The sequence below is a fragment of the Niveispirillum irakense DSM 11586 genome, from assembly GCF_000429645.1.
In the GTDB taxonomy this organism is placed as follows: Bacteria; Pseudomonadota; Alphaproteobacteria; order Azospirillales; family Azospirillaceae; genus Niveispirillum; species Niveispirillum irakense.
The window spans coordinates 170454-194214 of record NZ_AUCG01000022.1; the positions used below are offsets into that span (position 1 = coordinate 170454).

The 23761-nt window shown below is 63.5% G+C and carries 19 protein-coding genes; 15 read left to right on the forward strand and 4 right to left on the reverse strand.

Annotation, left to right across the window (positions count from 1 at the left end; genetic code table 11):
• Positions 1-24: 24 nt before the first annotated feature.
• From G473_RS0111375 to G473_RS0111385, 3 genes are all read left to right on the forward strand, one after another.
• Positions 25-1530: a tryptophan halogenase family protein gene (locus G473_RS0111375; protein WP_029013199.1), complete on the forward strand. Its 1506-nt coding sequence runs from the start codon at positions 25-27 to the stop codon at positions 1528-1530.
• Between the two features lie 231 nt (positions 1531-1761).
• Positions 1762-4050 (forward strand): beta-glucosidase, encoded by a 2289-nt coding sequence (locus G473_RS0111380; RefSeq protein ID WP_029013200.1) that lies wholly within the window; start codon positions 1762-1764, stop codon positions 4048-4050.
• Positions 4047-5450 carry a glycoside hydrolase family 30 protein gene (locus tag G473_RS0111385; RefSeq protein WP_029013201.1) on the forward strand — a complete coding sequence of 468 codons (1404 nt, stop codon included), beginning with the start codon at positions 4047-4049 and terminating at the stop codon, positions 5448-5450. The genes G473_RS0111380 and G473_RS0111385 overlap by 4 nt, the downstream gene beginning before the upstream one ends.
• A 111-nt stretch (positions 5451-5561) precedes the next feature.
• On the opposite strand, the gene G473_RS26465 is transcribed toward G473_RS0111385, so the two are convergent.
• Complete coding sequence (locus tag G473_RS26465) at positions 5562-6401, reverse strand: LysR substrate-binding domain-containing protein (RefSeq protein ID WP_210163295.1); 840 nt, start codon at positions 6399-6401, stop codon at positions 5562-5564.
• Between the two features lie 137 nt (positions 6402-6538).
• On the opposite strand from G473_RS26465, the gene G473_RS0111395 reads away from it, so the two are divergent.
• The 11 genes from G473_RS0111395 to G473_RS0111445 all read left to right on the forward strand — a co-directional run bounded on the left by G473_RS0111395 (position 6539) and on the right by G473_RS0111445 (position 18869).
• A complete protein-coding gene (locus G473_RS0111395) occupies positions 6539-7375 on the forward strand; it encodes an ABC transporter permease (RefSeq protein ID WP_084437987.1) in 837 nt (278 codons plus the stop codon).
• A gap of 3 nt (positions 7376-7378) precedes the next feature.
• Complete coding sequence (locus G473_RS0111400; protein ID WP_029013203.1) at positions 7379-7738, forward strand: ATP-binding cassette domain-containing protein; 360 nt, start codon at positions 7379-7381, stop codon at positions 7736-7738.
• The gene (locus tag G473_RS0111405; RefSeq protein ID WP_084437989.1) at positions 7735-8799 is read left to right on the forward strand and encodes an NAD(P)-dependent oxidoreductase; all 1065 of its coding nucleotides are present in this window, start codon (positions 7735-7737) and stop codon (positions 8797-8799) included. The genes G473_RS0111400 and G473_RS0111405 overlap by 4 nt, the downstream gene beginning before the upstream one ends.
• A 13-nt stretch (positions 8800-8812) precedes the next feature.
• Positions 8813-9661 (forward strand): class II aldolase/adducin family protein, encoded by an 849-nt coding sequence (locus G473_RS0111410; protein WP_084437991.1) that lies wholly within the window; start codon positions 8813-8815, stop codon positions 9659-9661.
• A complete protein-coding gene (locus G473_RS26470) occupies positions 9658-10569 on the forward strand; it encodes an ABC transporter substrate-binding protein (RefSeq protein WP_210163296.1) in 912 nt (303 codons plus the stop codon). The genes G473_RS0111410 and G473_RS26470 overlap by 4 nt, the downstream gene beginning before the upstream one ends.
• Positions 10570-10931: 362 nt before the next feature.
• Positions 10932-13112, forward strand: coding sequence for a TonB-dependent receptor (locus G473_RS0111420; RefSeq protein WP_210163297.1), 2181 nt, complete (start codon positions 10932-10934; stop codon positions 13110-13112).
• A gap of 15 nt (positions 13113-13127) precedes the next feature.
• On the forward strand, positions 13128-13751 hold the full coding sequence (locus G473_RS0111425; protein WP_029013207.1) for a cysteine dioxygenase family protein: 624 nt from the start codon (positions 13128-13130) through the stop codon (positions 13749-13751).
• On the forward strand, positions 13748-15331 hold the full coding sequence (locus G473_RS0111430; RefSeq protein ID WP_029013208.1) for a rhodanese-like domain-containing protein: 1584 nt from the start codon (positions 13748-13750) through the stop codon (positions 15329-15331). The genes G473_RS0111425 and G473_RS0111430 overlap by 4 nt, the downstream gene beginning before the upstream one ends.
• 20 nt (positions 15332-15351) lie before the next feature.
• Positions 15352-16008, forward strand: coding sequence for a glutathione S-transferase family protein (locus G473_RS0111435; RefSeq protein WP_029013209.1), 657 nt, complete (start codon positions 15352-15354; stop codon positions 16006-16008).
• 19 nt (positions 16009-16027) lie between these two features.
• The gene (locus tag G473_RS0111440) at positions 16028-17122 is read left to right on the forward strand and encodes an LLM class flavin-dependent oxidoreductase (RefSeq protein WP_029013210.1); all 1095 of its coding nucleotides are present in this window, start codon (positions 16028-16030) and stop codon (positions 17120-17122) included.
• Between the two features lie 340 nt (positions 17123-17462).
• On the forward strand, positions 17463-18869 hold the full coding sequence (locus G473_RS0111445) for an ABC transporter substrate-binding protein (protein ID WP_051330169.1): 1407 nt from the start codon (positions 17463-17465) through the stop codon (positions 18867-18869).
• Positions 18870-19202: 333 nt separating this feature from the next.
• On the opposite strand, the gene G473_RS0111455 is transcribed toward G473_RS0111445, so the two are convergent.
• Genes G473_RS0111455 through G473_RS0111465 form a run of 3 tightly spaced genes read right to left on the reverse strand, consistent with a single transcriptional unit; the run spans position 19203 to position 22398 of the window.
• Entirely contained in the window at positions 19203-20099 is an 897-nt protein-coding gene (locus G473_RS0111455) for an efflux RND transporter periplasmic adaptor subunit (protein ID WP_029013212.1), read from the reverse strand.
• Positions 20096-20311: a DUF1656 domain-containing protein gene (locus G473_RS0111460; RefSeq protein WP_029013213.1), complete on the reverse strand. Its 216-nt coding sequence runs from the start codon at positions 20309-20311 to the stop codon at positions 20096-20098. The genes G473_RS0111455 and G473_RS0111460 overlap by 4 nt, the downstream gene beginning before the upstream one ends.
• A complete protein-coding gene (locus G473_RS0111465; protein ID WP_084437993.1) occupies positions 20308-22398 on the reverse strand; it encodes an FUSC family protein in 2091 nt (696 codons plus the stop codon). The genes G473_RS0111460 and G473_RS0111465 overlap by 4 nt, the downstream gene beginning before the upstream one ends.
• 77 nt (positions 22399-22475) lie before the next feature.
• On the opposite strand from G473_RS0111465, the gene G473_RS0111470 reads away from it, so the two are divergent.
• A complete protein-coding gene (locus G473_RS0111470; protein ID WP_029013215.1) occupies positions 22476-23279 on the forward strand; it encodes an AraC family transcriptional regulator in 804 nt (267 codons plus the stop codon).
• Positions 23280-23761: the final 482 nt, after the last annotated feature.

The following is a 23761-nucleotide window of genomic DNA, read 5'->3' on the forward strand; positions in this document are numbered from 1 at the left end:
TCTGGCAGTTGGAAGGTTTGGCCTGTGCAGCAACAGATCAAGAAAATCCTGATCGTCGGGGGAGGGTCGGCCGGTTGGATGGTGGCCGCCCTGTTCTCCCGCCTGTTCAAACAGCTTTATGACATCACGCTGGTGGAATCCGATGAAATCGGCACCATCGGCGTGGGTGAGGCGACCATTCCCGCCATCAAGCGATTCAATGAACTGCTGGGGCTGGACGAGGATGATTTCCTGCGCCGCACCCAGGGCAGTTTCAAGCTGGGGATCGAGTTTCGAAACTGGCACCGGCAGGGTGACAGCTATATCCATGGTTTCGGCCCCATCGGCCAGGATCTGGGCTGGCTGCGCTGCCACCATTACTGGCTGCACCAGCAGGCCCGGGGCAAGGCACCGGATTTCGACGGGCTGGCCATTAATACGGCCGCGGCGCGGGCCGGCAAATTCATGCGGGCGCGGCCGGATTTGCCGGACTCGCCCTTGTCCCACATCGCCCATGCCTTCCATTTCGATGCCGGGCTCTATGCCCGCTATCTGCGGGAAATGGCGGAAAAGGCCGGTGTGCAACGGCTGGAAGGCCGCATCGGGGACGTGCATCTGCGGCCCGAGGATGGGTTTGTGCAGTCGGTCACCCTTGCCGATGGCCGGGTGCTGGAAGCCGATTTCTTCATCGATTGTTCCGGCTTCCGGGGCCTGATCATCGAACAGGCGCTGAAAACCGGGTATGAGGATTGGCGCTACTGGCTGCCCTGTGACCGGGCGCTGGCCGTGCCCTGCGCCCGCCAGCCAGGGGAGATCACGCCCTATACAAGCGCCACCGCGCACGGGGCCGGCTGGCAATGGCGCATCCCGCTGCGCCACCGCACCGGCAACGGCCATGTCTATGCCAGCCCCTTCATGGAAGAGGCGGAGGCCGAGCGTATCCTGCTGTCCCACCTGGATGGGCCGGCACTGGCCGAGCCGTTGCGGATACAGTTCACCACCGGCAAGCGCCGGCAGCTCTGGAACCGTAATTGCGTGGCGGTGGGGCTGGCCAGCGGCTTTCTGGAACCGCTGGAAAGCACCAGCCTGCACCTGATCCAGTCCGCCGCCATCCGGCTGGTGCGGTTGATGCCCGATGGCCGTTTTGATCCGGCGGTGATCGCGGAATTCAACCGCCAGAGCGACTTTGAGTATGAACGTATCCGCGACTTCATCATCCTGCATTACAAGGCCACCGCGCGGGATGACACGCCGTTCTGGCGGTATTGCCGGGACATGAACATACCGGAAACGCTGCAGCGCAAGATCGACCTGTTCGCCGCCTGTGGCCGCATCTTCCGCGAGGATGAGGAGCTATTTGCCGAGGAAAGCTGGATTCAGGTGTTCCTGGGCCAGGGCATCATCCCCCGTTCCCCCGACCCGCTGGTGCGGGTGCAGGGGGATGCGGAGATCGCGGAATATCTCGGCAATATCGAAGGCGTCATCGGCAAATGCGTCGCCGTGATGCCGGGCCATGCGGCCTATCTGGAGCGGATTTGTGGGGTGGGGTGACACTCTCCTCCCCGTCATTACTTGTCTGCACCGTCACCCATGCTGCGGCCGGGGTCCAGGGGCCACAGGCGCTTTGCTCTACGAACCTGGACCCCGGCCTTCGCCGGGGTGACGGTGGAAGGGACGGGAAGTGAAGGCCCGATGCCCCCCCCAAAAACAAAAACCCCAGCAATCCCCAACCGCCTTTCACCCCGCCCCGGCGGGCCCCCAACAAGCCTTAGGGAGAGAACCATGCCCCGTTACCGCCAGCCAACGCTGGTCGCGCGCCAGCTTTGCCTGACGACCGCCATCGCCGCCCTGCTGGCCTTCAGCCCGGCGGGTTTCGCCCAGGCCAGCAATCCCCAGCCCACCGCTGACAGCCCTCCGCTGGCCGCCCGCGCGCATGACCCGATCTGGGCGCGGGCGGATGCGTTGGTGCGGCAGATGACGCTGGAGGAGAAGATCACCTATCTGCACGGGCTGTTCCCGCCGCAGACCAAGAACCCGCCGGCAGACATGATCCCGTCCGCTGGCTATGTGCCGGGCGTGCCGCGCCTGGGCATCCCCACTCTGCGGGAAAGCGATGCCAGTCTGGGCGTGGCCAATCAGGTGGAACAGCGCAAGGGCGACACGGCCACCGCCCTGCCGTCCGGCTTGTCGCTGGCCGCGACGTTTGAGCCGGAACTGGCCTTTAAATCCGGTGCCATGATTGGCGCTGAGGCACGGGCCAAGACCTTCAACGTGCTGCTGGCCGGTGGCGTGAACCTGACCCGCGACCCCTGGGCTGGGCGCAATTTTGAATATCTGGGGGAAGACCCGCTGCTGGGCGGTGTGCTGGCCGGGGAGAGCATTCGCGGCGTGCAGTCCAACAACATCATCTCCACCATCAAGCATTTCGCCCTGAATGCGCAGGAAACCGGCCGCCATGTCATGGATGCCCGCATCGGCGAAGCTGACCTTCGGGAAAGCGACCTGCTGGCCTTCCAGATCGCCATTGAGCGCGGCAAGCCTGCCTCTGTCATGTGCGCCTATAACAAGGTGAATGGCGATTGGGCCTGCGAGAATGACTTCCTGCTGAACCGGGTGCTGAAGAAGGATTGGGCCTATCCCGGCTTTGTCATGTCCGACTGGGGGGCGGTGCACAGCACGGTGAAGGCGGCCAATGCCGGGCTGGACCAGCAATCCGGCCAGGAACTGGATCCGCAGATTTTCTTCGGTGATGATCTGAAAAAGGCGGTGGCCGAGGGCAAGGTGAAGCCGGCCCGGCTGGATGACATGGTGCGCCGCGTGCTGTATGGCGTGATCCAGACCGGGCTGATGGAAAACCCCATCCCCACCAGCGAACAGAAGATTGATTATCCCGCCCATGCCCAGGTGGCCCAGGCGGTGGCGGAACGCGGTTCCGTGCTGCTGAAGAATGATGGCCTGCTGCCGCTGGCCAAGACGGCGCGCAAGGTGGTGCTGATCGGTGCCCATGCCGATGTCGGCGTGCTGTCGGGTGGTGGTTCATCGCAGGTGCGCTCCGTCGGCGGGGCACCGGTGGAAATCCCGCTGAATGGCGGGGAAGCCGCCTCCTTCGTGCGCGTCACCTGGCACGCCTCCTCCCCCCTGGCTGCCGTGAAGGCGATGCTGCCGGGGGCCGAGGTCACCTATGTGGATGGCAAAGACCCCGCTGCCGCCGCCAAGGCCGCCGCCGGGGCCGATGCGGTGCTGCTGTTCGCCTGGCACTGGCAGACAGAGGCACAGGACGCCCCCTCCATCGCCCTGCCCGATGGGCAGGATGCGCTGATTGAGGCGGTGTCAGCGGCCAACCCGAAAACGGTGGTGGTGCTGGAAAGCGGTGGCCCGGTGCTGATGCCCTGGCTGGACAAGGTGAAGGCGGTGCTGGCCGCCTGGTATCCCGGCCAGCGCGGCGGGGAGGCCATTGCCCGCATCCTTTTCGGGGAAGTGAACCCCTCCGGTCGCCTGCCCATGACCTTCCCTGCCGCCGAAAGCCAGGCCCCCCGCCCATCCGCCCCCGGCTTTGCCGAGCAGGCCGCCCTGGATGAGGCCGGGCGCAATGGCCAGAAGGTGGGAAGGATCAAACCCTTTGCCGTGGATTATGTTGAAGGGGCCGCGGTGGGTTACCGCTGGTACGCCGAAAAGGGCCAGAAACCGCTGTTCCCCTTCGGCTACGGCCTGTCCTATACCAGCTTCCAATATGCCAACCTGAAGGTGGAGGGGGGTAGCCGCCTGACCGTCAGCTTCGATGTCACCAACAAGGGACAAGTGGCCGGGGCCGACACGCCGCAGCTTTACGTGCAGGCGGGTGAACGCAAGCCGATGCTGCGGCTGGCGGGGTTCAAGAAGCTGGACCTTGCCCCCGGTGAGACACGCCGCGTCAGCCTGACGGTCGATCCGCGCGTGCTGGCCGATTATGATGTCAAGGCCAGCGGCTGGCGCTTGCCTCAGGGCAGCTATGGGCTTTATGTCGGCACCCATGCTGGCGACAAGGCCCTGACCGGGGAAGCCAAGCTGGATGCATGGAAGGGCAAGCCATGAAGACCCGTATCACCATCGCCGCCACGCTGGCCCTGCTGACCCTGCCGCAACTGGCAACGGCGGCGGAGCCGATGCGGGCCTGGATTACCAGCGGCGACCGCCGTTTCTCCCTCACCGAACAGGCACCGGTTAATTCCGGTGCCGCCACCGGCCTGCCGGTGATCGCGGTGGACCCGGCCCAGCGTTTCCAGACCATGGTGGGGTTCGGGGCGGCCATCACCGACAGTTCAGCCTGGCTGATCCGCACCAAACTGACGGACAGCCAGCGCCAGTCCCTGCTGGCGGAACTGTTCGGGCGGCAGAATGGCGGGCTGGGGTTCAGCCTGACACGGCTGACCATTGGCGCGTCGGATTTCTCCCTGGATCATTACAGCCTGGATGATGCGCCGAATGGCGCGCCCGACCCGGACTTGGCGCATTTCTCCCTGAAGCGCCCCGCCGAACATGTCTTCCCCACGGTGCGGCAGGCGCTGTCCATCAATGGCGACCTGAAAATCGTTGCCTCCCCCTGGAGCGCGCCGGCCTGGATGAAGACCACCGGTTCGCTGATCAAGGGGCAGTTGAAGGATGAAGCCTACCCCGTCTATGCCCGCTTCTTCGCCCGTTACATTACAGAGGCCGCAGCGCAGGGCGTGCCGACCGATTACCTGACCATCCAGAATGAACCGGATTTTGAGCCGAAGGATTATCCGGGGATGCGTTGGCGGGCGGTCGACCGCGCCCGCTTCTTCGCTGACCATCTGGGGCCGGAACTGGTAACCCAGGGCATCAAGACCAAGCTGCTGGACTGGGACCATAATTGGGACCAGCCGGAACAGCCGCTGACCGTCTTTGCCAATGAAAAGGCCAATGGCTATGTCAGCGGCGTGGCCTGGCACTGCTATAATGGTCAAGTGGCGGCCCAGGCGATCGTGCAGCAGGCTCACCCGGAGAAAGAGGTTTTTCTGACCGAATGTTCCGGCGGGGAATGGGCACCCGATTATGCCGACAGTTTCGCCTGGATGATGCGCAAGCTGATCATCGGTTCCACCCGTTATGGCGCGCGGGGCGTGCTGATGTGGAATCTGGCCCTGGATGAAAAGAACCGGCCCTTTGCCGGCGGCTGCGACACCTGCCGGGGTATCGTCACCATCAACAGCCAGACGGGGGCGATTACCCGCAACCAGGAATATTACGCCTTCGGCCATGCCAGCCGCTTCGTGAAGCCGGGGGCCGTGCGCATCGCCGCGCCGGCGGAGGTGGGTGACGTGGAAAGTGTCGCCTTTGAAAACCCGGACGGCAGCCGGGTGCTGGTCGCCTATAACCACGGCGACAAACCGGCCCGGTTTGTCATCGCCGATGGAACCAAACGCTTCAAGACGCAACTGCCGCCGCGCGCGGCGGGCAGCTTCGTCTGGTGAGCAGAGGGGCGCGGGCCCTTGCCCCGCCCCTTTACCACTTCCCTTTTAATGGGAAGGGACCTGTGCGCCCTGCATCAGGTTCAATCTTCATAATTTGCAACAAGCAGCCCATTACCTGGCGCCAATTCCAGCACGGCGCTGTGGATCAGTCCAAAGAGACTGTTGATCGAATCCGTGCCGCCAGCCCGCCCCGCCAGCGTCATGGAAACATGGGGCAAAGATGGCAACCCTTCCTCCAGTACAGGCGACATGGTGCCGAACAGCACAGTGCGGCAGGTGATACCCAAGCCCGCCCGCACTGCCGCCCGTGGAGAGATTGGGCGTTTCCAGCACCACGCGATAAGGCCTGCCCGCCGCATCCAGGGCTGCAATCGCCGCTTCCCGGAAACGGCAGGGCTTTTCCAGAACGGCCAGTGGCAATACCGGCTCAGCCAGCAATTCGGCATTGCCCAACCACCGCATCGGTTCCTTCCGTACCATGGTGGGATCACCTGCGGGACCGAAGCCGGCAACGATGTCCAGTCGGTCCGTTTCCAGCATCTCCAGCAACTCCAGAGTACCGGCAACACGGGCCTGCAACTGGGCGCGCGGATGCAACTGGGCGAATTGCGCCAATACGCCGGTCAGCAAAGTTTCAGAGACATCCTGAACCATACCGACCCGCACAGGCCCGGCAAAATCCTGCCCAGCCAATGCCGCCACAGCCTCATCATTCAAAGTCAGCATCCGCCGCGCATAACCGAGCAAGGTTGCACCTGCGGGTGTGATGGCCAGCCGTCTTCCATCGCGCAAAAATAATGGTGTCTGGACCAAATCCTCCAGCCGCTTCATCTGCAGGCTTAAGGCCGACTGGGTCAGATAAATCCGCTCCGTCGCTTTTTGAAGCGTCCCAGCATCCACAATCACCGTAAAGCTGCGCAGCAGGTCGGTTGGCAGGTTGGGCGGCATCATCTGGCTCCATCACTTAAACCACCCTCAAGTTTTGCTTGAGAGATAATCTATTTACCCTATGGGATTTATATGGATATCATACATCATCAGGTGTGTGAGTATCTTTTTTATACACAAAATCCTGTGTGGTGAAGCCAATGACCAGCATCGTCTCCTCCGACAGCGTCGCGCGTGGCAGCATGGGTGACCCGTTGCGCAGCCTGAAACGCATCGCCTCCAAACTCTGGAATCCCCGCGCCACCTCACCCCTGCTGCTGTTGCTGTTGTGGGAGATCGGCGCCCGCACCGGGGTGATCCCGCCGCGTGTGCTGGCCGCCCCGTCGGCCGTGGTGGGCACCTTCATGGACATGACCCTGTCGGGGGAACTGCCCTGGCATCTGGGCGTCTCCCTGCTGCGGGTGCTGGCCGGGCTGGCCATCGGGGTGGCGGTGGGTGCCGTCCTGGCGCTGGCCGCCGGCCTGACCCGCCGGGGCGAAGTGCTGGTCGACCCGCCCCTGCAGATGCTGCGCACCCTGCCGCTACTGGCCCTGGTGCCGCTGTTCATCGTCTGGTTCGGCATTGGTGAGACGCCCAAGATCGGGCTGATTGCACTGGGGGCCTTGTTCCCGGTTTATCTGAACCTTTTCAATGGCATCCGATCCGTTGATGCCAAATTGGTTGAGGCGGCGCGGGTCTTCGGCCTGTCGCGGCGGGAATTGATCCGCCATGTCGTGCTGCCGGGGGCGGCACCGGGATTTCTGCTGGGCCTGCGCTATGCGCTGGGGGTGGCCTGGCTCTGCCTGGTAGTGGCCGAACAGATCAATGCCGCCAACGGCCTGGGGGCCCTGGTGAACAGCGCCCGTGATTTCCTGCGCACCGATGTGATCGTGCTCTGCCTGCTGGTCTATGCCGGCATCGGGCTGGCCGCCGATGCCCTGGTGCGGGCGCTGGAACGGCGTGCATTGGCCTGGCGTCCCTCTTTCCTGGAGAATTGAACCATGTCGGTCGCCAATCCCCGCCTGCGTCTGGTGAATGACAGCGAAGCCGCTGTGGAACCTGTCGTCCGCCTGCGCCAATTGAACCGCCATTTCGGCAAGAACCATATTCTACGTGACCTGGATCTGGATATCGGCAAGAGCGAGTTCATCGCCCTGCTGGGCCGGTCCGGCTCCGGCAAGACCACCCTGCTGAAGCTGCTGGCCGACCGCGTGCTGATGCTGGATCAGGGGCGCATCACCCTGGATGAGCCGGTGGCCGCCGCCCGCCCACGCACCCTGGCCGATCCGCAGATACAGGCCCAGCGTACCCGCCTGCTGGCGCGGCTGGGCGTCACCCCCAAGGGAGAGGAGCGGCCATGACCGGCGCCACCATCACCCGCTTCCCGCGTGAGAATGCCCATGGCCCGCTGGATGATGCCATCCTGGCCGACCTGACGCAGCGCTTTGCCGCCACCGCCGGCCAGCATGACCGCGACGCCATCTTCCCCATTGAGAATATCGCTCTGCTGCACCAGCATCGGCTGCTGGCCCAGCGCCTTCCCCACGCCACCATCCAGCCGCTGGCCCCCGGCGTGCCCGATGATGTGCCGGAAACGGCGCGCGTGCTGGTGGCCCTGCCCTTCCGCAAGGCAGGCCAGCCCTTTCCGCCCCGCCCCGCCGGCTGGCCCTTCAACCTGAAGCTGGTGCAGCTGGCCTCCAGCGGGATTGATTTCTATCCCGACTGGTTGTTCGAGGGGACGGCGGTGGCCTCTGCGCGCGGCACCTCGGCCAATGCGCTGGCGGAATTCGCCCTGGCCGGCATCTTCGCCGCGGCCAAGCGGCTGCCGGATATCTGGATCGACCATCCCGACCGCTGGGCACACCAGCCGCTGGCCACGGTGCGCGGGTCGGTGCTGGGGATTGTCGGGCTGGGGGCGGCGGGATCGGCACTGGCCCGGCTGGCCCTGGCATTGGGAATGCGGGTGCTGGCCGTGCGCCGCTCCGACCGGCCCTCGCCGGTGGCCGGGGCGGAACTGGCGGCTGACCTGCCCAACCTGTTCGCCCAGGCCGACCATCTGGTGCTGGCCGCCCCGCTGACGCCGGAAACCCACCATCTGGTCAATGATGCCCTGTTGCGCCATGCCAAGCCCGGCCTGCACCTGATCAATATCGCCCGCGGTGCGCTGGTGGATGATGATGCCCTGCTGGCCGCCCTGGAAGATGGCCGCCTGTCCCGCGCCACGCTGGATGTCACCCATCCCGAACCGCTGCCGGCGGGCCATCCCTTCTATCATCATCCGCGCATCCGCCTGTCGCCGCACACATCGGTGCTGACGCCGGACCAGCGCGACAATCTGGCCGCCAAGGTGGCCGATAATCTGATCCGTTTCACGAACAACCAGCCGCTGGCCGATCTTGTCGACCGCCAGCGCGGCTATTGATGGAGCCCCCGCCATGAGCCTTCGCCTCGCCGTCCGGCGCAACAATCCGGCTGACACCAGCCCAGAGGCCCCCTTCATCCTGCCGCGCCCGGTGGAGCTGACCAATCTGGACTGGCGCAGCGCCGTGCCGCGCTACCCCGATATCGAACAGGAACGGCTTTACCGCAAGCAGCGGCTGGCCGCCTCCTTCCGCCTGTTCGCCCGCTATGGTTTCGACATGGGCGGGGCCGGGCATATCACCGCGCGCGATTCCGAACATCCCGACCATTTCTGGGTCAATCCGGCGGGTGTTTTCTTCGGCCATGTCCGGGTGCGCGACCTGCTGCTGGTCAACCATCATGGCGAGATTGTGCAGGGCAAGGGCCTGTTGAACCGTGCGGCCTTTGCCATCCATTCCGAACTGCACAAGGCCCGCCCCGACGTGATTGCCGCCGCGCACAGCCACGGCATCTATGGCAAGGCCTGGTCCAGCCTGGGCCGGTTGCTGGACCCGCTGACGCAGGATAGCTGCGCCTTCTATCAGGATCATGTGATCTTCCGCGATTTCAGCGGTGTGGTGCTGGACAGCAGCGAGGGGGAGCGCATTGCCGAGGCGTTGGGCGACAAATCCGCCGCCATCCTGCAGAATCATGGTTTCCTGACCGTGGGCAACAGCGTGGATGGTGCCGTCTGGCGCTATATCGCCTTTGAAAATGCCGCCCATGCCCAGCTGCTGGCCGAAGCCGCCGGCAAGCCGCAGGTGCTGTCGCATGAGGTGGCCAGCCACACCAACGGACAGGTGGGCAAGGAAACCGGCTCCTGGTTCTCCTTCCAGCCGCTGTTTGATCTGATTGCCCGCGAAGAACCGGACCTGTTCGAATGACGGCAGCCTTCATTCTCCCCCGCCGGTCGCTGCTGCTGGGTGGCCTGTCGCTGCTGGCGCTGGCCGGTTGCGGCAAGGAGGCGCCGCCGTCGCAAAAGGCCAGCAGTGCCGGTGCCGATGCGGGGGCGGCCAGCTTACGCATCGGCACCTATCGCGGCCAGTATCAGGAGTTTTTCGGCGAAGCCGGGGTCGGTCAGTTCCCCTATGGCGTCAGCTATTCCTATTTCGCCGGCGGCAACCTGATTGCGGAAGCGATCAATGGCGGCTCCATCGATCTGGGCAGCATGAGCGAGATACCGCCAATCTTCATCGCCTCGGCCAATGCGCCGATGCGGCTGGTCGCCACCATCAAGGGGGAAGTGACGTCGCAGGTGGTACTGGTGCCGGAGAAATCCGCCATCCAGACGGTGGCGGATTTGAAGGGCAAGCGCATCGGCTATGTCCGCGCCACCACCTCCCATTACATCCTGCTGCGGCTGTTGCAGGAAGCCGGCATCGGCTGGGGCGATATCACGCCCGTGGCCCTGTCGCCGCAGGATGGGCTGGCCGCCTTTGGGCGGGGCGATCTGGATGCCTGGATCATCTATGGCGTGCAGGGCAGCCAGGCCCGCCTGACCTATAAGGCGCGGGTGCTGACCGACGGGCGGGGCCGCCTGTCCGGCAATTACGTCTTCGCTGCCTCCACCACCGCACTGGCGGATGAAGGCAAGCGCAAGGCCATTGCCGATTTCCTGCACCGGGTCACCCGTGCCTATGCATGGGCCGACCAGAACCCGGAGGCCTGGGCGGCCCGGCTGTCCAAGGAAACCGGGGTGGCACCGGAAATTTTCCTGCTGCAGCACCGGGAACGGGATCGCCCCTATGAACTGGCCAAGGTGGAACCGGAAGCCATCCAGTCGCAGCAGTAGGTGGCCGACGCCTTCGCCGATGCCGGCCTGATCCCGGCCAAGATCAACGTGGCCAAGCTGTGGGACGACCGGTTGAACGGGTTGCTGGCGGGGTGAGGGGGGGGAGCCGTCCACCACCACTCCCGTCACCCCGGCGAAGGCCGGGGTCCAGTATCGTTGAGCGAAGCGCCTGTGACCCTGGACCCCGGCCTTCGCCGGGGTGACGGTTGAGAGTAGTGAAGCATAGAAATCAGTATCCGTGAAAACATCAAAACAAACAAAACCCATTAACACCCCCAAACAAACCCTAAAATCTTATTCGATTTTAATCCAAAACCCCTTCCCCCACACTCTCACCATCATCATTTCTTCTTGAGGCTTTCATGTCTTCCGCCCGTCCCGCCACCCGCCCCATTGCCCGTATTTCCGGGGCGTTTATGCTCTGCACCGCCACATCCCTGCTCGCCCTGGGCTGTGCGCAGGCGCAGGACGTGCCGGTGCAGACGGCGGATGCGGCCGCCGGGGTGGAAGAAATCATCGTCACCGCCGAGCGGCGGGAGGCGGATTTGCAGAAGACGGCCATCGCCATTTCCGCCTTCAGCGCCACGCGGCTGGAGGAACGGGACACAAGGTCCATCCGTGATCTGGCTGGCCAGATTCCCAATTTCAACGTCGCCCGCGTCACCATCGGCTATACCACGCAGACCTTCGCGCTGCGCGGCATCGGGGAGGCTGACCCGATCGGGGAGCCCGCCGTCTCCGTCTATGTCGATGATGTTTATATCCCGCGTCAGATCGGTTCCATGACCGATTTCAATGATGTGGAGCGGGTGGAGGTGCTGCGCGGGCCGCAGGGCACGCTCTATGGCCGCAACAGCTCCGCCGGGGCCCTGCGCGTCATCACCCGCCAGCCGGACAATGACGCCCATGTCGCTGCCGAACTGTCAGCCGGCAATTATGGTGCCGTACAGGGGCGCGCCACGGTCAGCGGGCCGCTGGTGCAGGACAAGCTCTATGCCAGCCTGTCCTACCTGCATAATTCCCGCGATGGCGTGACCTACAACGCCACGCTGGGCAAGGACGTCAACAACATCGACGTCAATGCCGTGCGGCTCAAGCTGCGCGCCACGCCGACGGAAAAGCTGGATATCGACCTGACGCTGGATTACCTGCGCGACCGCAGCGACACGCGGGGATATGTGCCGGTGAATCAGCCCGGCGGCTTCAATCCCTATCGCACCTATTCAGAGGTGGAACCCTATAACAAGCTGGACCAGGGCGGTGGATCACTGCGCGCGAGCTATGCCCTGTCGGATGAACTGTCGCTGAAATCCATCACCGCCTATCGCGGCTTCAACCAGCCGGTGGATTACGAGAATGACGGCACCGCCGCCATGATCCAGAAGAACCTGATCACCTATAATGATCAGTATGCCACCCAGGAATTCCAGCTGAACGGTGATTACGACAAGGTCAGCTTCACCACCGGCGCCTTTTATCTTTATGAGCGGTTTGATGTGGAGCGGGATGGCTTCACCCGCCAGGGCCCGCTGGCCACGTCCAGCGTCCGCCGCGAAGGGGCGTATAATATCACCAAGACCAACAGTGTCGCCCTGTTCGGGCAGGCAACCTGGCACGCCACCGACCGGCTGAACCTGACCGCCGGCCTGCGCTATACGCGGGAAAAGAAGAATTTCCGCTTCGATAACAAGCTGATCGACGCGGACCGCCGCATCATCGGCCAATCCATCGCCGGTGAGGCGACGCGGCGCTGGAACTCCGTGACCCCGAAGCTGACGGTGGAATATCAGGCCACTGACAATGCGCTGGTCTATGCGACATATGCCCAGGGCTTCAAGGCCGGCGGCTTCGACAACCGCGCCACCCTGACCGTGGACGCCCAGCGCGGCTTCGACCCGGAAAAGGTGAAGAATTACGAAGCCGGCATCAAGGCCGACTGGCTGGACAAGCGGCTGCGCACCAACCTTGCCGCCTTCTATAATGATTACACCGACCTGCAGGTCAGCGCCTATGACCCGGACGTGTTCCGGTCGCGGCGCGGCAATGCGGCGTCGGCCGAAACCTATGGCGTGGAGTTGGAGCTGGAGGCGCGGCTGCTGGAAAACCTGTCCTGGCAGGCATCCGGCGGCTGGCTGCACGCAAAGTACGATACGTACAAGGGGGCCGGCGGCGTGGGCGTGAATGCCGATGGCAATGATCTGCCCAGCGCGCCGCGCCTCTCGCTCTCCAGCAGCGTGACCTGGACCATCAGCGAAGACTTGTCGGGCGGCACGCTGACCGGCAATCTCAATGGCCAGTATCAGACGAAGAACTACGCCTCCGCCCTGAACCGGCTGGCCGAGAAGATACCCAACCAGGGCTATCTGAATGCCGGCATCAACTGGGCGCAGAATGGCGGCCCCTGGTCGCTGGGGGCAACGGTGAAGAACCTGACGGATGAGGATCATGTGGTCGGCGTCGGCTACACGCCCGCCGTCGGCATCCATTATGTCAACATCGCCGATCCGCGGACCTGGCTGGTCACGCTGCGCTATCGGCTGTGAGCGGGGAGACAGCATATGAGCCAACAGCCCCCCATTCCCAAGCGTCTGGCCCGTTTCGTTACCGAACTGACCCGGCTGCTGGAAACAGACCGGTCCGAGGCGGCCTTGCTGGACGCCACCGCCCCGCTGCTGGGCGATCTGGTGGCCCAGGATGATTGGTTGCCCGACGCCTACACCGTGCCGGACCCGGAACGTTACCGCCAATTCCTGCTCTACCGCGATCCGCAGGCGCGTTTTTCCGTGGTCAGTTTCGTCTGGGGGCCGAACCAGGGCACGCCGGTGCATGACCATACGGTCTGGGGTCTGGTCGGTGTGCTGCGCGGATCGGAAATCTCCCAGGGCTTTACTGTCGGCCCCGCCGGGCCGCTGGTAACCAAGGGGCTGCCGCACCGGTTGAACCCCGGTGATGTGGAAAAACTCTCCCCCCTGGAAGGCGATATTCACCGCGTCATCAATGCGGAAGCCGACCGTACCACCATCAGCATCCATGTCTATGGCGCGGATATCGGGGCGGTGCGGCGCTGGACCTATCCGGGCGACGGGCAGCCGCGCAAGCCCTTCATCTCCGGCTATTCCAACGATGACCGGACACCGCCCTTCACCCTTTCCTCCTTTCGCCCGCTGGAGCTTGCCCGATGACCGCCCCCCGCACCGCCCTGCCCGCCGATATCAGGCTGGCCCTGCTGGCAAGGCAGGAAATCGCCCTGATCGATCTGCGGGAAGAGGATGCCTTTGCCCAGGCACATCCTTTGTTCGCCGCTAATTTCCCCCTTTCACGGCTGGAACTGGAAGCCTGGGACCGCATCCCCCGCCGGAACACCGCCATCGTCGTTTATGACGATGATGGCAGCCTGACCGGACGCGGCGTGGATGTGCTGGAACGGCTGGGCTATCTGGATGTGCGGGTGCTGAAAGGCGGGCTGGATGGTTGGCGCGCGGCGGGCGGGGAGATTTTCCGCGACGTGAATGTGCCGTCCAAGTCGTTCGGCGAACTGGTGGAATCCCGCGTTCACACCCCTTCCCTGCCGGCACCGGAGGTAAAGGCCCTGCTGGACAGCGGGGCCGATCTGGTGGTGCTGGATGCCCGCCGGTTTGAGGAATACCGCACCATGAGCATCCCCACCGGCATCAGCGTGCCGGGGGCGGAACTGGTGCTGCGGGCCCCGTTGATTGCCCCGGATCCGGCCACCACCATCATCGTCAATTGCGCCGGCCGCACCCGCAGCCTGATCGGCACGCAATCGCTGCGCAATGCCGGCCTGCCCAACCCGGTTTATGCCCTGCGCAACGGCACCATCGGCTGGACACTGGCTGGCCAGAAACTGGACCATGGCCAGGAACGCAGCTTCCCGGAAGCGGATGGGGAAGCGGTTGCCCAGGCCAAGGCACGGGCCCGCGATGTCGCCTATCGCGCCGGGGTGCGCTGGATCAACCCGGCGGAACTGGCCGTGCTGGCTGCTGACCGCACCCGCACCACCTACCGGCTGGATGTGCGCACGCCGCAGGAATATGCCGATGGCCATCTGCAGGGATTCCGCAGCGCGCCGGGTGGCCAGTTGGTGCAGGAAACCGACCATTCCGCCCCGGTACGGGGGGCGCGCATCGTGCTGTTCGACACGCTGTCCAGTCGGGCCGACATGTCGGCTTCCTGGTTGGCGCAGATGGGCTGGGAAGTGCTGGTGCTGGAAAATGTACCGGCAGACGCGCTGAGCGAGGTTGGCCCCAACCGCATCCACCATCCCGATCCCGGCCATGTCACCCAGATCAGCCCGGATCATCTGGCCCGCCTGCTGGAAGAAGGGCCGGTGACGTTGCTGGATTTCGCGCCCAGCCCCGCCTATCGCCGCGGGCATATCGATGGGGCGCGGTTCATCATCCGCGTCCGGCTGGAACAGGATCTCTCCCCCGCCGATGTGCGCGGGGCCCTGGTGCTGACCTCCCCCGACGGGTTGCTGGCCCGCTTCGCGGCGGCTGAGGTGGCAAGCCTGACCGGCAAGCCGCCGCTGGTGCTGGAAGGCGGCACCCAGGCCTGGACCGCCGCCGGCAAGTCGCTGGCCAACGGCACCGGCGCGCCGCTTTCCGCCTTCGACGATGTCTATCGCCGTCCCTATGAGGGCACGGACAACCCGGCCAGCGCCATGCAGGCCTACCTGGATTGGGAGTTCGGACTGGTGGAGCAGCTGCGCCGCGACGGCACCCACGGTTTCTACGTCATTTGATCTGCGATTGGGGATCAACCATGTCACTGCGTCTCTATTATGCGCCCGGTGCCTGTTCGCTGGCCCCGCATATCGCGCTGGCGGAAGCCGGGGCCGATTTTGATCTGGTCCGGGTGGTGCTGTCCGAAGGGGAACAGCACAAGCCCGATTACCGCGCCATCAACCCGCGCGGCCGCGTCCCCACCCTGCTGGTAGATGGAAAGCCGCTGACGGAAGTGCCGGCGATCCTGGCCTATCTGGCGCAGCGTTTCCCGCAGGCCAACTTACTGCCGGCCGATCCGTTCGCCGCTGCCAAGGGGCTGGAGCTGGCAAGTTGGATCGCCAGCACCGTGCATCCCAGCTTCGCGCAGATTTTCCGCGGCGACCGCTTCACCGACGATCCCGCCGCCAAGGAGGCGCTGAAGACCGACGGTGCCATCCGCTTCCAGCGCCATCTGGCGGAGATGGAGACGCTATTCGCCGATGGCCGCCCCTGGATTTTGGGCGATGCCTTCAGCGTCATCGATGCCTATGCGCTGGTCGTCTATCGCTGGGCCCCCCGGCTTGCCATCGACCAGCAGAGCTTCCCCGGCTGGACCGCCCAGGTCCGCCGCCTCTACGCCCGCCCCTCCGTCCTGACCGCACTCGCCCAGGAAGGCCAAGCTCCTGAAGCCGCTTTCCAGTCAGCCGCCGCCTGATAGATCAAGGAACCCAGCCATGAGCGTTGAATTTATCGGTTTCGTGAATACCCGCGAAGCATCCGAAATCCACCCGCCGCAGGGCGACCTGATCCAGCCCGATTATGTGACCAAGGTTGCCAAGGCGCATGAGGATGGCGGCTTCGACCGGGTGCTGATCGCCTTCCATTCCCGCTCCCCGGACAGTCTGGTGATTGCCCATCAGGTGGCAGCCCAGACCAGCCGGCTGGGCCTGATGGTGGCGCACCGTCCGGGCTTCATCAACCCCACCGTTGCCGCCCGCCAGTTCGCCACGCTGGACCATTTCAGCGGTGGCCGCGCCGCCGTGCATATCATCACCGGCGGCAGCGACGAGGAACTGCGCCAGGATGGTGATTTCACCACCAAGGATGAACGCTACGCCCGCACGTCGGAATATCTGGATATTGTCCGCCAGGAATGGACCAGCGACCGTCCCTTTGATTACCAGGGCAAGTTCTACAAGGTGGAACAGGCGTTCGGCGATGTGAAGCCGGTGCAGAAGCCGCATATCCCGATCTATTTCGGCGGCTCCTCCCCCGCCGCGATTGAGGTGGCCGGCAAGCACGCTGACATTTTCGCGCTCTGGGGCGAAACGCTGGAACAGGTGGGGGAAACCATCCGCGCCGTCCGCGCCTCTGCCGCCAAGCATGGCCGCACCATCCGTTTCAGCCTGTCGCTGCGCCCCATTCTGGCCGACACGGAAGAGGCCGCCTGGGCACGGGCGGAAGCCATCCGCCAGCGCACCATCGAACTGCGCCAGAAGGCCGGCCTGGCCATCAGCGGCCATACCCCACCCAATGCCGGCTCCCAGCGCCTGCTGCAAACGGCCGCCCAGGGCGACCGGCTGGATAAGCGCCTGTGGACCGGCATTGCCGCCGTGACCGGCGCGCAGGGCAATTCCACCTCGCTTGTCGGCACGCCCGATCAGGTGGCTGAAGCGCTGCTGGATTATTATGATCTGGGGGTTTCCACCTTCTTGATCCGTGGTTTCGATCCCTATCAGGATGCGCTGCATTATGGCCGCGACCTGATCCCCGCCTTCCGCCGCCTGGTGGCGGAACGCCGCAGTCCGCCGCTTGCCGTGGCGAACTGAGGCGGTTCAGGCCCTGGGGCACGGGTGGCTCCCCGGGGTTTTCCCTGAAGCTCACTGACGGCCCACCGGTTTCCCGGTGGGCCGGTTTTTGTGGGGTAAAGAGAGTATAGCACCTGCCGCTACCGTCACCCCGGCGAAGGCCGGGGTCCAGTTTCGTAAAGCGAAGCACTGGCGGCCCTGGATCCCGGCCTTCGCCGGGATGACGGGAATGACAGTGAAATATAAAATAATAAACAAAACTCTAAAGCACCCAAAAACATAACCTTTTACTTTATGAAATATACTTATGAATCCCGCCCCATAAACTGCACGCAATCGAATTCAATTTCCGGTCCAAGACATGAACTCCCGAATTTACTTTTATACAGCCAGCCTGCTGGCCACCTCTGCCCTGTTCACCGCCCCAAGCCTGGCCCAGACGGTGAAGGTGGCCGAAACCTCCATACAGGATGCCATCATCGTTACCGGCGTGCGCGGCGGCAAGCCGCGGACTGTGGCCGACAGCCCTGCCCCCATCGACGTCCTGTCGGCCGAGGGGTTCCAGCGGGCGGGCCGGGCGGAACTGGGGGAGGCGCTGGCTGCCCAGCTTCCCTCCATCAATTTCGGCACCAACATCGCGGGCATCAATTCCATCGTCCGCCCGGTGTCCAACCGGGGCATGGGGCCGGCCTATACGCTGGTGCTGGTCAATGGCAAGCGCCGCCATAATGGCGCGCTGCTGACCAATGGCGGCGGCGATACCAGCGGCGTCAACCCGGTCGATCTGGACCTGATCCCCCTGTCGGCGGTGGAAAGTTTTGAGGTGCTGAAGGACAGTGCCGCCGCCCAATATGGCTCCGACGCCGTCGCCCTGGCCGGCTGCGGGCCGGGCGGGGATGATGGCAGCCTTGTGCTGGGTGATCAGGCCGGGCTGTTGCAGGCCAAGCTGAAAGCGGCCGGCCTGCTGGATAATCTGCCCTTCCCGCATAGCTGGGCCAATTTCGGCGGGGCTGCCCCGTTATTTGAGGCGATTGCCGCCGGCGCGGTCGATACCGGCCCCGCCGGCGACACCCCCACCATCATGGCGGCCAGCCAGCAGGTGCCCATCCGCATCGTCGCTGCCATCCGTTCCGGTGGCAGCAATCTGGCCCTGCTGGTGCCGGCCAATTCCTCCATCCAACAGGTGCAGGAATTGCGCGGGCGCACCGTCATCGTTTCCAGTGCGCGGGGCAGCATCGCCCATCATCTGCTGCTGGCGGCCCTGCGTGAGGCGGGGGTGGCACCGGCCGAGGTGAAGATGGGCTTCATGCTGCCCAACGATGCCGCCGCCGCGTTCGAGGGTGGCAATGTCGAAGCCTGGGCCACCTTCGGCATTTATCAGGCGGTGGCAGAGGTGCGGGGGGCCCGCGTCCTACGCGATGGGAACGGCATCAGTTCCGGCATCGGGCTGATCACGGCATCGGTGAAAACCCTGTCCAGCCCGGCCAAGCGCGCCTCCGTCACGGCTTTCCTGGAAAGGCTGGCCACCGCCAACCAATGGGTGCTGGCCCATCTGGATGCCTATGCCGCCATCTATGCGGAAAAGACCGGTGTGCCGCTGCAAGTGGCGCAATTGGTGACACGGCGGGAAGACCCGCGCCTGCAGGCCGCCGATGCCGGCATCGTGGCCGACCTGCAAAAGGTGGCCGATGCCTTTGCCGCCGAAGGGGTGTTGCCCGCCCCTGTCAGCATTGCCGGACTGATCGAACGGGGCCTGTTCAAAGCCTGATGAGGCTCCCAGATACCCCGTTGCTGTGCCGGCGTCTCCAAAAGCGCCGACACGGCTGCTGCTTTCAACCACGGCTTTCTTGACCCATTCACTCATGGTTGGTCGTACGGTTCATGGGCAGGCCGGCATAGGATTGCCGGCGGCCATTGCCGGTCATCCGGTCCTTCATGATCGGACGCTGGTCTTGTCCTGCATCAGGCCGACCGGACGGCCATCCTCAATCGGAATCATTCGCTGTCCATGAAGACATTCAGGCTGCCATCTTCAAGGTGTCCTGCGCCTCTTGACAGTGCCCGGCGATGAATAATTGCCGTTACTGCGACATTACCGGGCTCACGACCGCTGATCTCGGTCCATATTGCCATCAACGGGAACGATCTCCACTGTTGCTGTCATCCCCGCTGCCAGTTCAATGCCGGGAGGCACGTGATCGATATGGATGCGGACCGGGATACGTTGGGCAAGACGCACCCAGGAGAATGTGGGCGCGACATTGGGCAGGCCGAGATGGCCGGGCGCGTCATTGCTGTTCTCGATACCACGACCAATACTTTCAACATGGCCCCTTGCTGGCTGATCAAAGCCCATCAGCATGATCTCTGCCGGGCTTCCGATGCGGATTTTCTGGAGCTTCGTTTCCTCAAAATAGCCGGTTATCCAGAAGCTGGCGGCATCGAGGATAGTGATCCTGGTCGTGCCTGCGGTCGCATAATCACCCGGCCGAAGTCTCAGATTGGTGACATATCCATCAATCGGTGAACGGATCGTTGCACGGGCAAGGTTGAGCCTGGCCATGTCCAGGTTCGCCACCGCTGCCTGATAGGCCGCTGCCGCCACCGCTGCCGCCCCGCTGGACTGCTGGGCGGCCTCCTGTGAAATCAAATCCTTGAGTTGGCTGTGCCGCCGCACCGTCGCCTGACGAACGATCATGTCCTGACGTTTGGCTTCCATGTCAGCCTCTGCCAGGGTCACTGCCAGCCGAAGCCGCTCGGGATCAATTTCATAAAGAATGTCGCCGCGCTTGACATATTGGTTGTCGGCTACGGGCACAGCCCGGATGGTGCCGGAGACTTCCGGGGCGATCTGTATGACATCCACACCAACCCGCCCGTCGCGGGTCCACAAGGTTTGTTCATAATGGCGCCATGCCTGCAAGGCGACGAGGGCGGCGATGGTTACCACGCCCAGGGTCAGGGCATAGCGGCCGAGTAGGGACAAGAAAGGCTTCACGATGAGAGTCCAACCCGTGGCAGGGACTGCATGAGCAGACCGTAAATGATGAGGAAAGTGGCGACCTCGACCAGCGGTCGGGAAACGAACAGACGGGTGATGCCGGCGGCGGTGCAGAATCGCATCATTGCCAGGGTGGCGAGCAGCGCGATGAGCCCGAGAACCACCAGACCAGGGATGAAAACCCCGCCAATATTCAAATCAACGATCATGAGCCGGAAGCTCCCTGCTTTACGCCGAGCGCGAAGCGGAGGTCGATGAGCAGATCGACGATCCGCGCCCGGCTTTTGTGAGGATTACCGGCCAGCATCACCATCAAGCTCTCAATACGCTGATCGAGATCGATGAGATCGTCCGGCTTTGTCAGCCTTCGTGCGTGGAAGCACGCGGCAATCGCGGTCAAGAGCGCGTTGATCGCCGCCCCGGCCTCGCCTTTAATCTGGGGGATCGTCTTGCGAAGCTGACCGGCAGCATGCCCGATGCGAAGATGGCGCAGCGTATCGTCAAGGATGTCCGCATGGGCTCTCCCCGACGCCCGCAGCCGTGGCAGCAGCAAGGCCGTCCGGTCAATCATCAGACTTGTCCAATATGCTTCGTTTAGCGCGCCGCCTTGGGCGCGGCGACCGACATCCCGGCGGCTGAGGCGAAGCAGCCGATTGATCGCCCTGTTCGCCGGTACGGTCTGGAATAGGGACATGCTGACCGCCCCGAACCCGATCCCAGCAAAGAGCGCGATCACCATGTTGAGGGCGGTGGCGAAGTCGCCCGTGTAATGGGGGCCCAATCCTGAGAGGATCGGAATGGTGAGGGTGATGCCAAGGGCCATAAACGTTGTTGGCAACCGTGCCTGAAGCGAACCCGCGAAAAGGAATGCCGGGGCAAGGGCCGCAACAAGGACAGCAAAATCCGTGACCTGGGGCAGGATAGCGAAGCTGTAGACGAGGCTGATCAACACCCCATAGATCGAGCCAACGAAATATTTGACGACAAAAGGCACCGGCGCATCAAAATTGGCGAACAAGGTGCAGCAGACGCCCAGAATGGAGATGGCGGTTCCACCCTCCGGCCAGGCCGACCATATCCAGAAGGCACAGCCGCTGAGGATCGCGACCATGGCACCCAGCGCCGTACGTGCCGCCATCCAGGGATCGCGGTGATAGACGTAGCCGCTTGCACGCTTCGGCCCGTGAAGCGACGCAACCTTTCGCACCTGCCAACGGGTGGCCATGTCTTGCCCAAGCCGGTCGCAGTCATGAAGCAGCCCAATCATTTCGGCCAGATGACCAGCGAGATTGGCGCCAACAGGGCCGTCTGGCGCTGCTATATCCGCACCCAAGTGTTTCTGGACTGATCGCGCCTGTCCCATCAGCCGGGCGGTCACCTCCCCGTCACCCGGGTGCGTGGAGGCAATCCAACACCGGACATCACGGATCAATGCGTTCAGTTCACCCTCGCCGATGCCGAGATAATGCGCCCGTTCTTCGATTTCAGCCGTGAGGGGAAGAAGCCGGGCGAGCCGGTCGTGGATAAGCAGCAGCGTCCGGCGCTGCGGCGTCGCTGCGACGGGATCATAAGGTAGGTGCGTCGCAAGCCCCTGAAGCGTCAGAAGGTCGAGGGAAAGCTGGTGGCGATCTTTGCGGTTTTGTTCCGGCGTTCCCGTCAACGCATCGCCCGCAAGCCGGCGCGCATCCCGCAGCGTCGCCAACAATTTGCCGGTGAACAAGCCCGTCATCGGCTTCGGCAGGACGTAGCGATGGATCAGAACCGCGCAAAGAATCCCGATGCAGATTTCCTGAACACGCAAGGATGCCGTATCGAAAACCGTACCCGGGTCCAGCACGCTTGGAAAGCCGATCAGGCTGGCCGTGTAGCCAGCAAGAACGAAGGCATAGGCACGGGGCGTGCGGTCAAGCAGCGAGAAAAACAGACAGAGGCCAATCCAACCGGCCAGGACAAAGCTGCACAAAATCGGGGTATTCACGAAATTCGGCACGATCGCCACGGTCGCAACCGCACCGATGAATGTCCCGGCAAAGCGATAGACACCCCGGCTCAATGACGCCCCGGCCGATGTCTGTGAGACGATATAGACTGTAACGATGGCCCAGAACGGCTTGGGCAACCCAATCCGAAGCGAGATGTAATAGGCCAGCATCGCCGCGGCGAAGCTCTTGGCCGAAAACAGGATCGCATCGGCATCGGCCTTCATGGCGGGCGTGCGCAAAATATTCGGCCCCCCCTGCTGCAAGGCGGCACAGGCTTTGATCAAGCGGGAGCGGATGGGAGGCGGCATGTTCATGGCGCTGATTGTGATTGATTTGCACAATCAGTTAAATTCGATATTATGACAAAAAATAACTGAAAACAGCCAATCTGATGCCTCTGTTGCCCTCTGCCGTTTCGGTATTTGATCCCGACCTCACGCGCCTTCCAGCGGTCGCCCATAAGCTCGATTTCTCAGACCATGAAGCGGAAGTGCCTTTGCATGTGCATCGCAAGGGTCAGTTGATCCTGGCCCTGCATGGTGCCGTCACCTGCATGACCGGTAATGAGGTGTGGATCGTGCCCCCCCATTGCGGGGTATGGATTCCAGGCGGTGCGCCCCACAGCGCCCGCGCGACCCCAAATGCAAGGCTCACCTATCTGTTCGTAGAGCCGGGCGCGGCAAAACTGCCTGAGAGCAGTTGCACATTGTCGATTTCACCCATGATCCGCGAAATGATCGAGCGCTTGACCCAGGAACGTGCGGATTACACCGCCGACAGCCATGCGGCCCGGATCGCCCGTGTGTTGCTGGATGAACTTGCGGAAATGCCCCGCGAGCGCTTCAATCTGCCAATCTCTGATCATCCCAAAATCAGGACAATCGCCGATGCCCTGATCGCACAGCCTTCAGATCGCCGCACCTTGAACGACTGGGCCAAACAGGTGGCGATGAGTGAGCGGACACTGGCGCGGCTGCTGATCCGCGAGACGGGACTGACATTCGGCCGCTGGCGACAGCAACTCCACCTCATCGTCGCCCTTCGGGAGTTGGCAAGCGGCGCGGCGGTCCAGAACGTTGCCATCGAACTGGGGTATGAATCCGTCAATGCCTTTATCGCGATGTTCAAGAAAGCGATGGGGAACACGCCGGCTCAATATTTCATGCACCGTAAGGCGCGCATGCTCACCGCTTAAAAGGGGCTGAAGAAGCAATCGGTATAGGATTGCTGGATTCAAGCCGTCTCTGCCAGACACTGGCGGTTGCCGCCAGGAGACCCGATAATCTCCACCGAAACTGGCCGCGGACCCGATGTGGTCATCGCCACTCCAACCGGAAATGCAATACCGGGCGACCGGAATAGGCGACAAGGCGATGTGTACCTCCAGTTTCAGGGCTTTTGTTCGCTGACGCGCGGGTCCGTCGCGGCGCCATCCCGGTTGGCGATAACCTTGCGGACAGCAGCCACCACCCGCTGGTCAGTGCGGCCGGCACGCGCAGAGACCCGGACCTATCAATGCCCCGCTACGACACCAATCACCGCGCCCGGTGCCGGGGCGTTGCCCGAGGATGAGCCGCCTGGGCTGGTTCATTCCGTAATCCGAGCGACTGATGGCTCTCTGTGCCTTGAATTAATAAGATATTTCAGCCAGAAACAGGAATTCATGCACATACTCCA

Excerpts from the sequence above, each read along its gene's own strand:
- G473_RS0111380 (WP_029013200.1), top strand. The coding sequence starts at position 1,762 with ATGCCCCGTTACCGCCAGCCAACGCTGGTCGCGCGCCAGCTTTGCCTG.
- G473_RS0111385 (WP_029013201.1), top strand. The coding sequence starts at position 4,047 with ATGAAGACCCGTATCACCATCGCCGCCACGCTGGCCCTGCTGACCCTG.
- G473_RS26465 (WP_210163295.1), bottom strand. The coding sequence starts at position 6,401 with ATGATGCCGCCCAACCTGCCAACCGACCTGCTGCGCAGCTTTACGGTG.
- G473_RS0111395 (WP_084437987.1), top strand. The coding sequence starts at position 6,539 with ATGACCAGCATCGTCTCCTCCGACAGCGTCGCGCGTGGCAGCATGGGT.
- G473_RS0111400 (WP_029013203.1), top strand. The coding sequence starts at position 7,379 with ATGTCGGTCGCCAATCCCCGCCTGCGTCTGGTGAATGACAGCGAAGCC.
- G473_RS0111405 (WP_084437989.1), top strand. The coding sequence starts at position 7,735 with ATGACCGGCGCCACCATCACCCGCTTCCCGCGTGAGAATGCCCATGGC.
- G473_RS0111410 (WP_084437991.1), top strand. The coding sequence starts at position 8,813 with ATGAGCCTTCGCCTCGCCGTCCGGCGCAACAATCCGGCTGACACCAGC.
- G473_RS26470 (WP_210163296.1), top strand. The coding sequence starts at position 9,658 with ATGACGGCAGCCTTCATTCTCCCCCGCCGGTCGCTGCTGCTGGGTGGC.
- G473_RS0111420 (WP_210163297.1), top strand. The coding sequence starts at position 10,932 with ATGTCTTCCGCCCGTCCCGCCACCCGCCCCATTGCCCGTATTTCCGGG.
- G473_RS0111425 (WP_029013207.1), top strand. The coding sequence starts at position 13,128 with ATGAGCCAACAGCCCCCCATTCCCAAGCGTCTGGCCCGTTTCGTTACC.
- G473_RS0111430 (WP_029013208.1), top strand. The coding sequence starts at position 13,748 with ATGACCGCCCCCCGCACCGCCCTGCCCGCCGATATCAGGCTGGCCCTG.
- G473_RS0111435 (WP_029013209.1), top strand. The coding sequence starts at position 15,352 with ATGTCACTGCGTCTCTATTATGCGCCCGGTGCCTGTTCGCTGGCCCCG.
- G473_RS0111440 (WP_029013210.1), top strand. The coding sequence starts at position 16,028 with ATGAGCGTTGAATTTATCGGTTTCGTGAATACCCGCGAAGCATCCGAA.
- G473_RS0111445 (WP_051330169.1), top strand. The coding sequence starts at position 17,463 with ATGAACTCCCGAATTTACTTTTATACAGCCAGCCTGCTGGCCACCTCT.
- G473_RS0111460 (WP_029013213.1), bottom strand. The coding sequence starts at position 20,311 with ATGATCGTTGATTTGAATATTGGCGGGGTTTTCATCCCTGGTCTGGTG.
- G473_RS0111465 (WP_084437993.1), bottom strand. The coding sequence starts at position 22,398 with ATGAACATGCCGCCTCCCATCCGCTCCCGCTTGATCAAAGCCTGTGCC.
- G473_RS0111470 (WP_029013215.1), top strand. The coding sequence starts at position 22,476 with ATGCCTCTGTTGCCCTCTGCCGTTTCGGTATTTGATCCCGACCTCACG.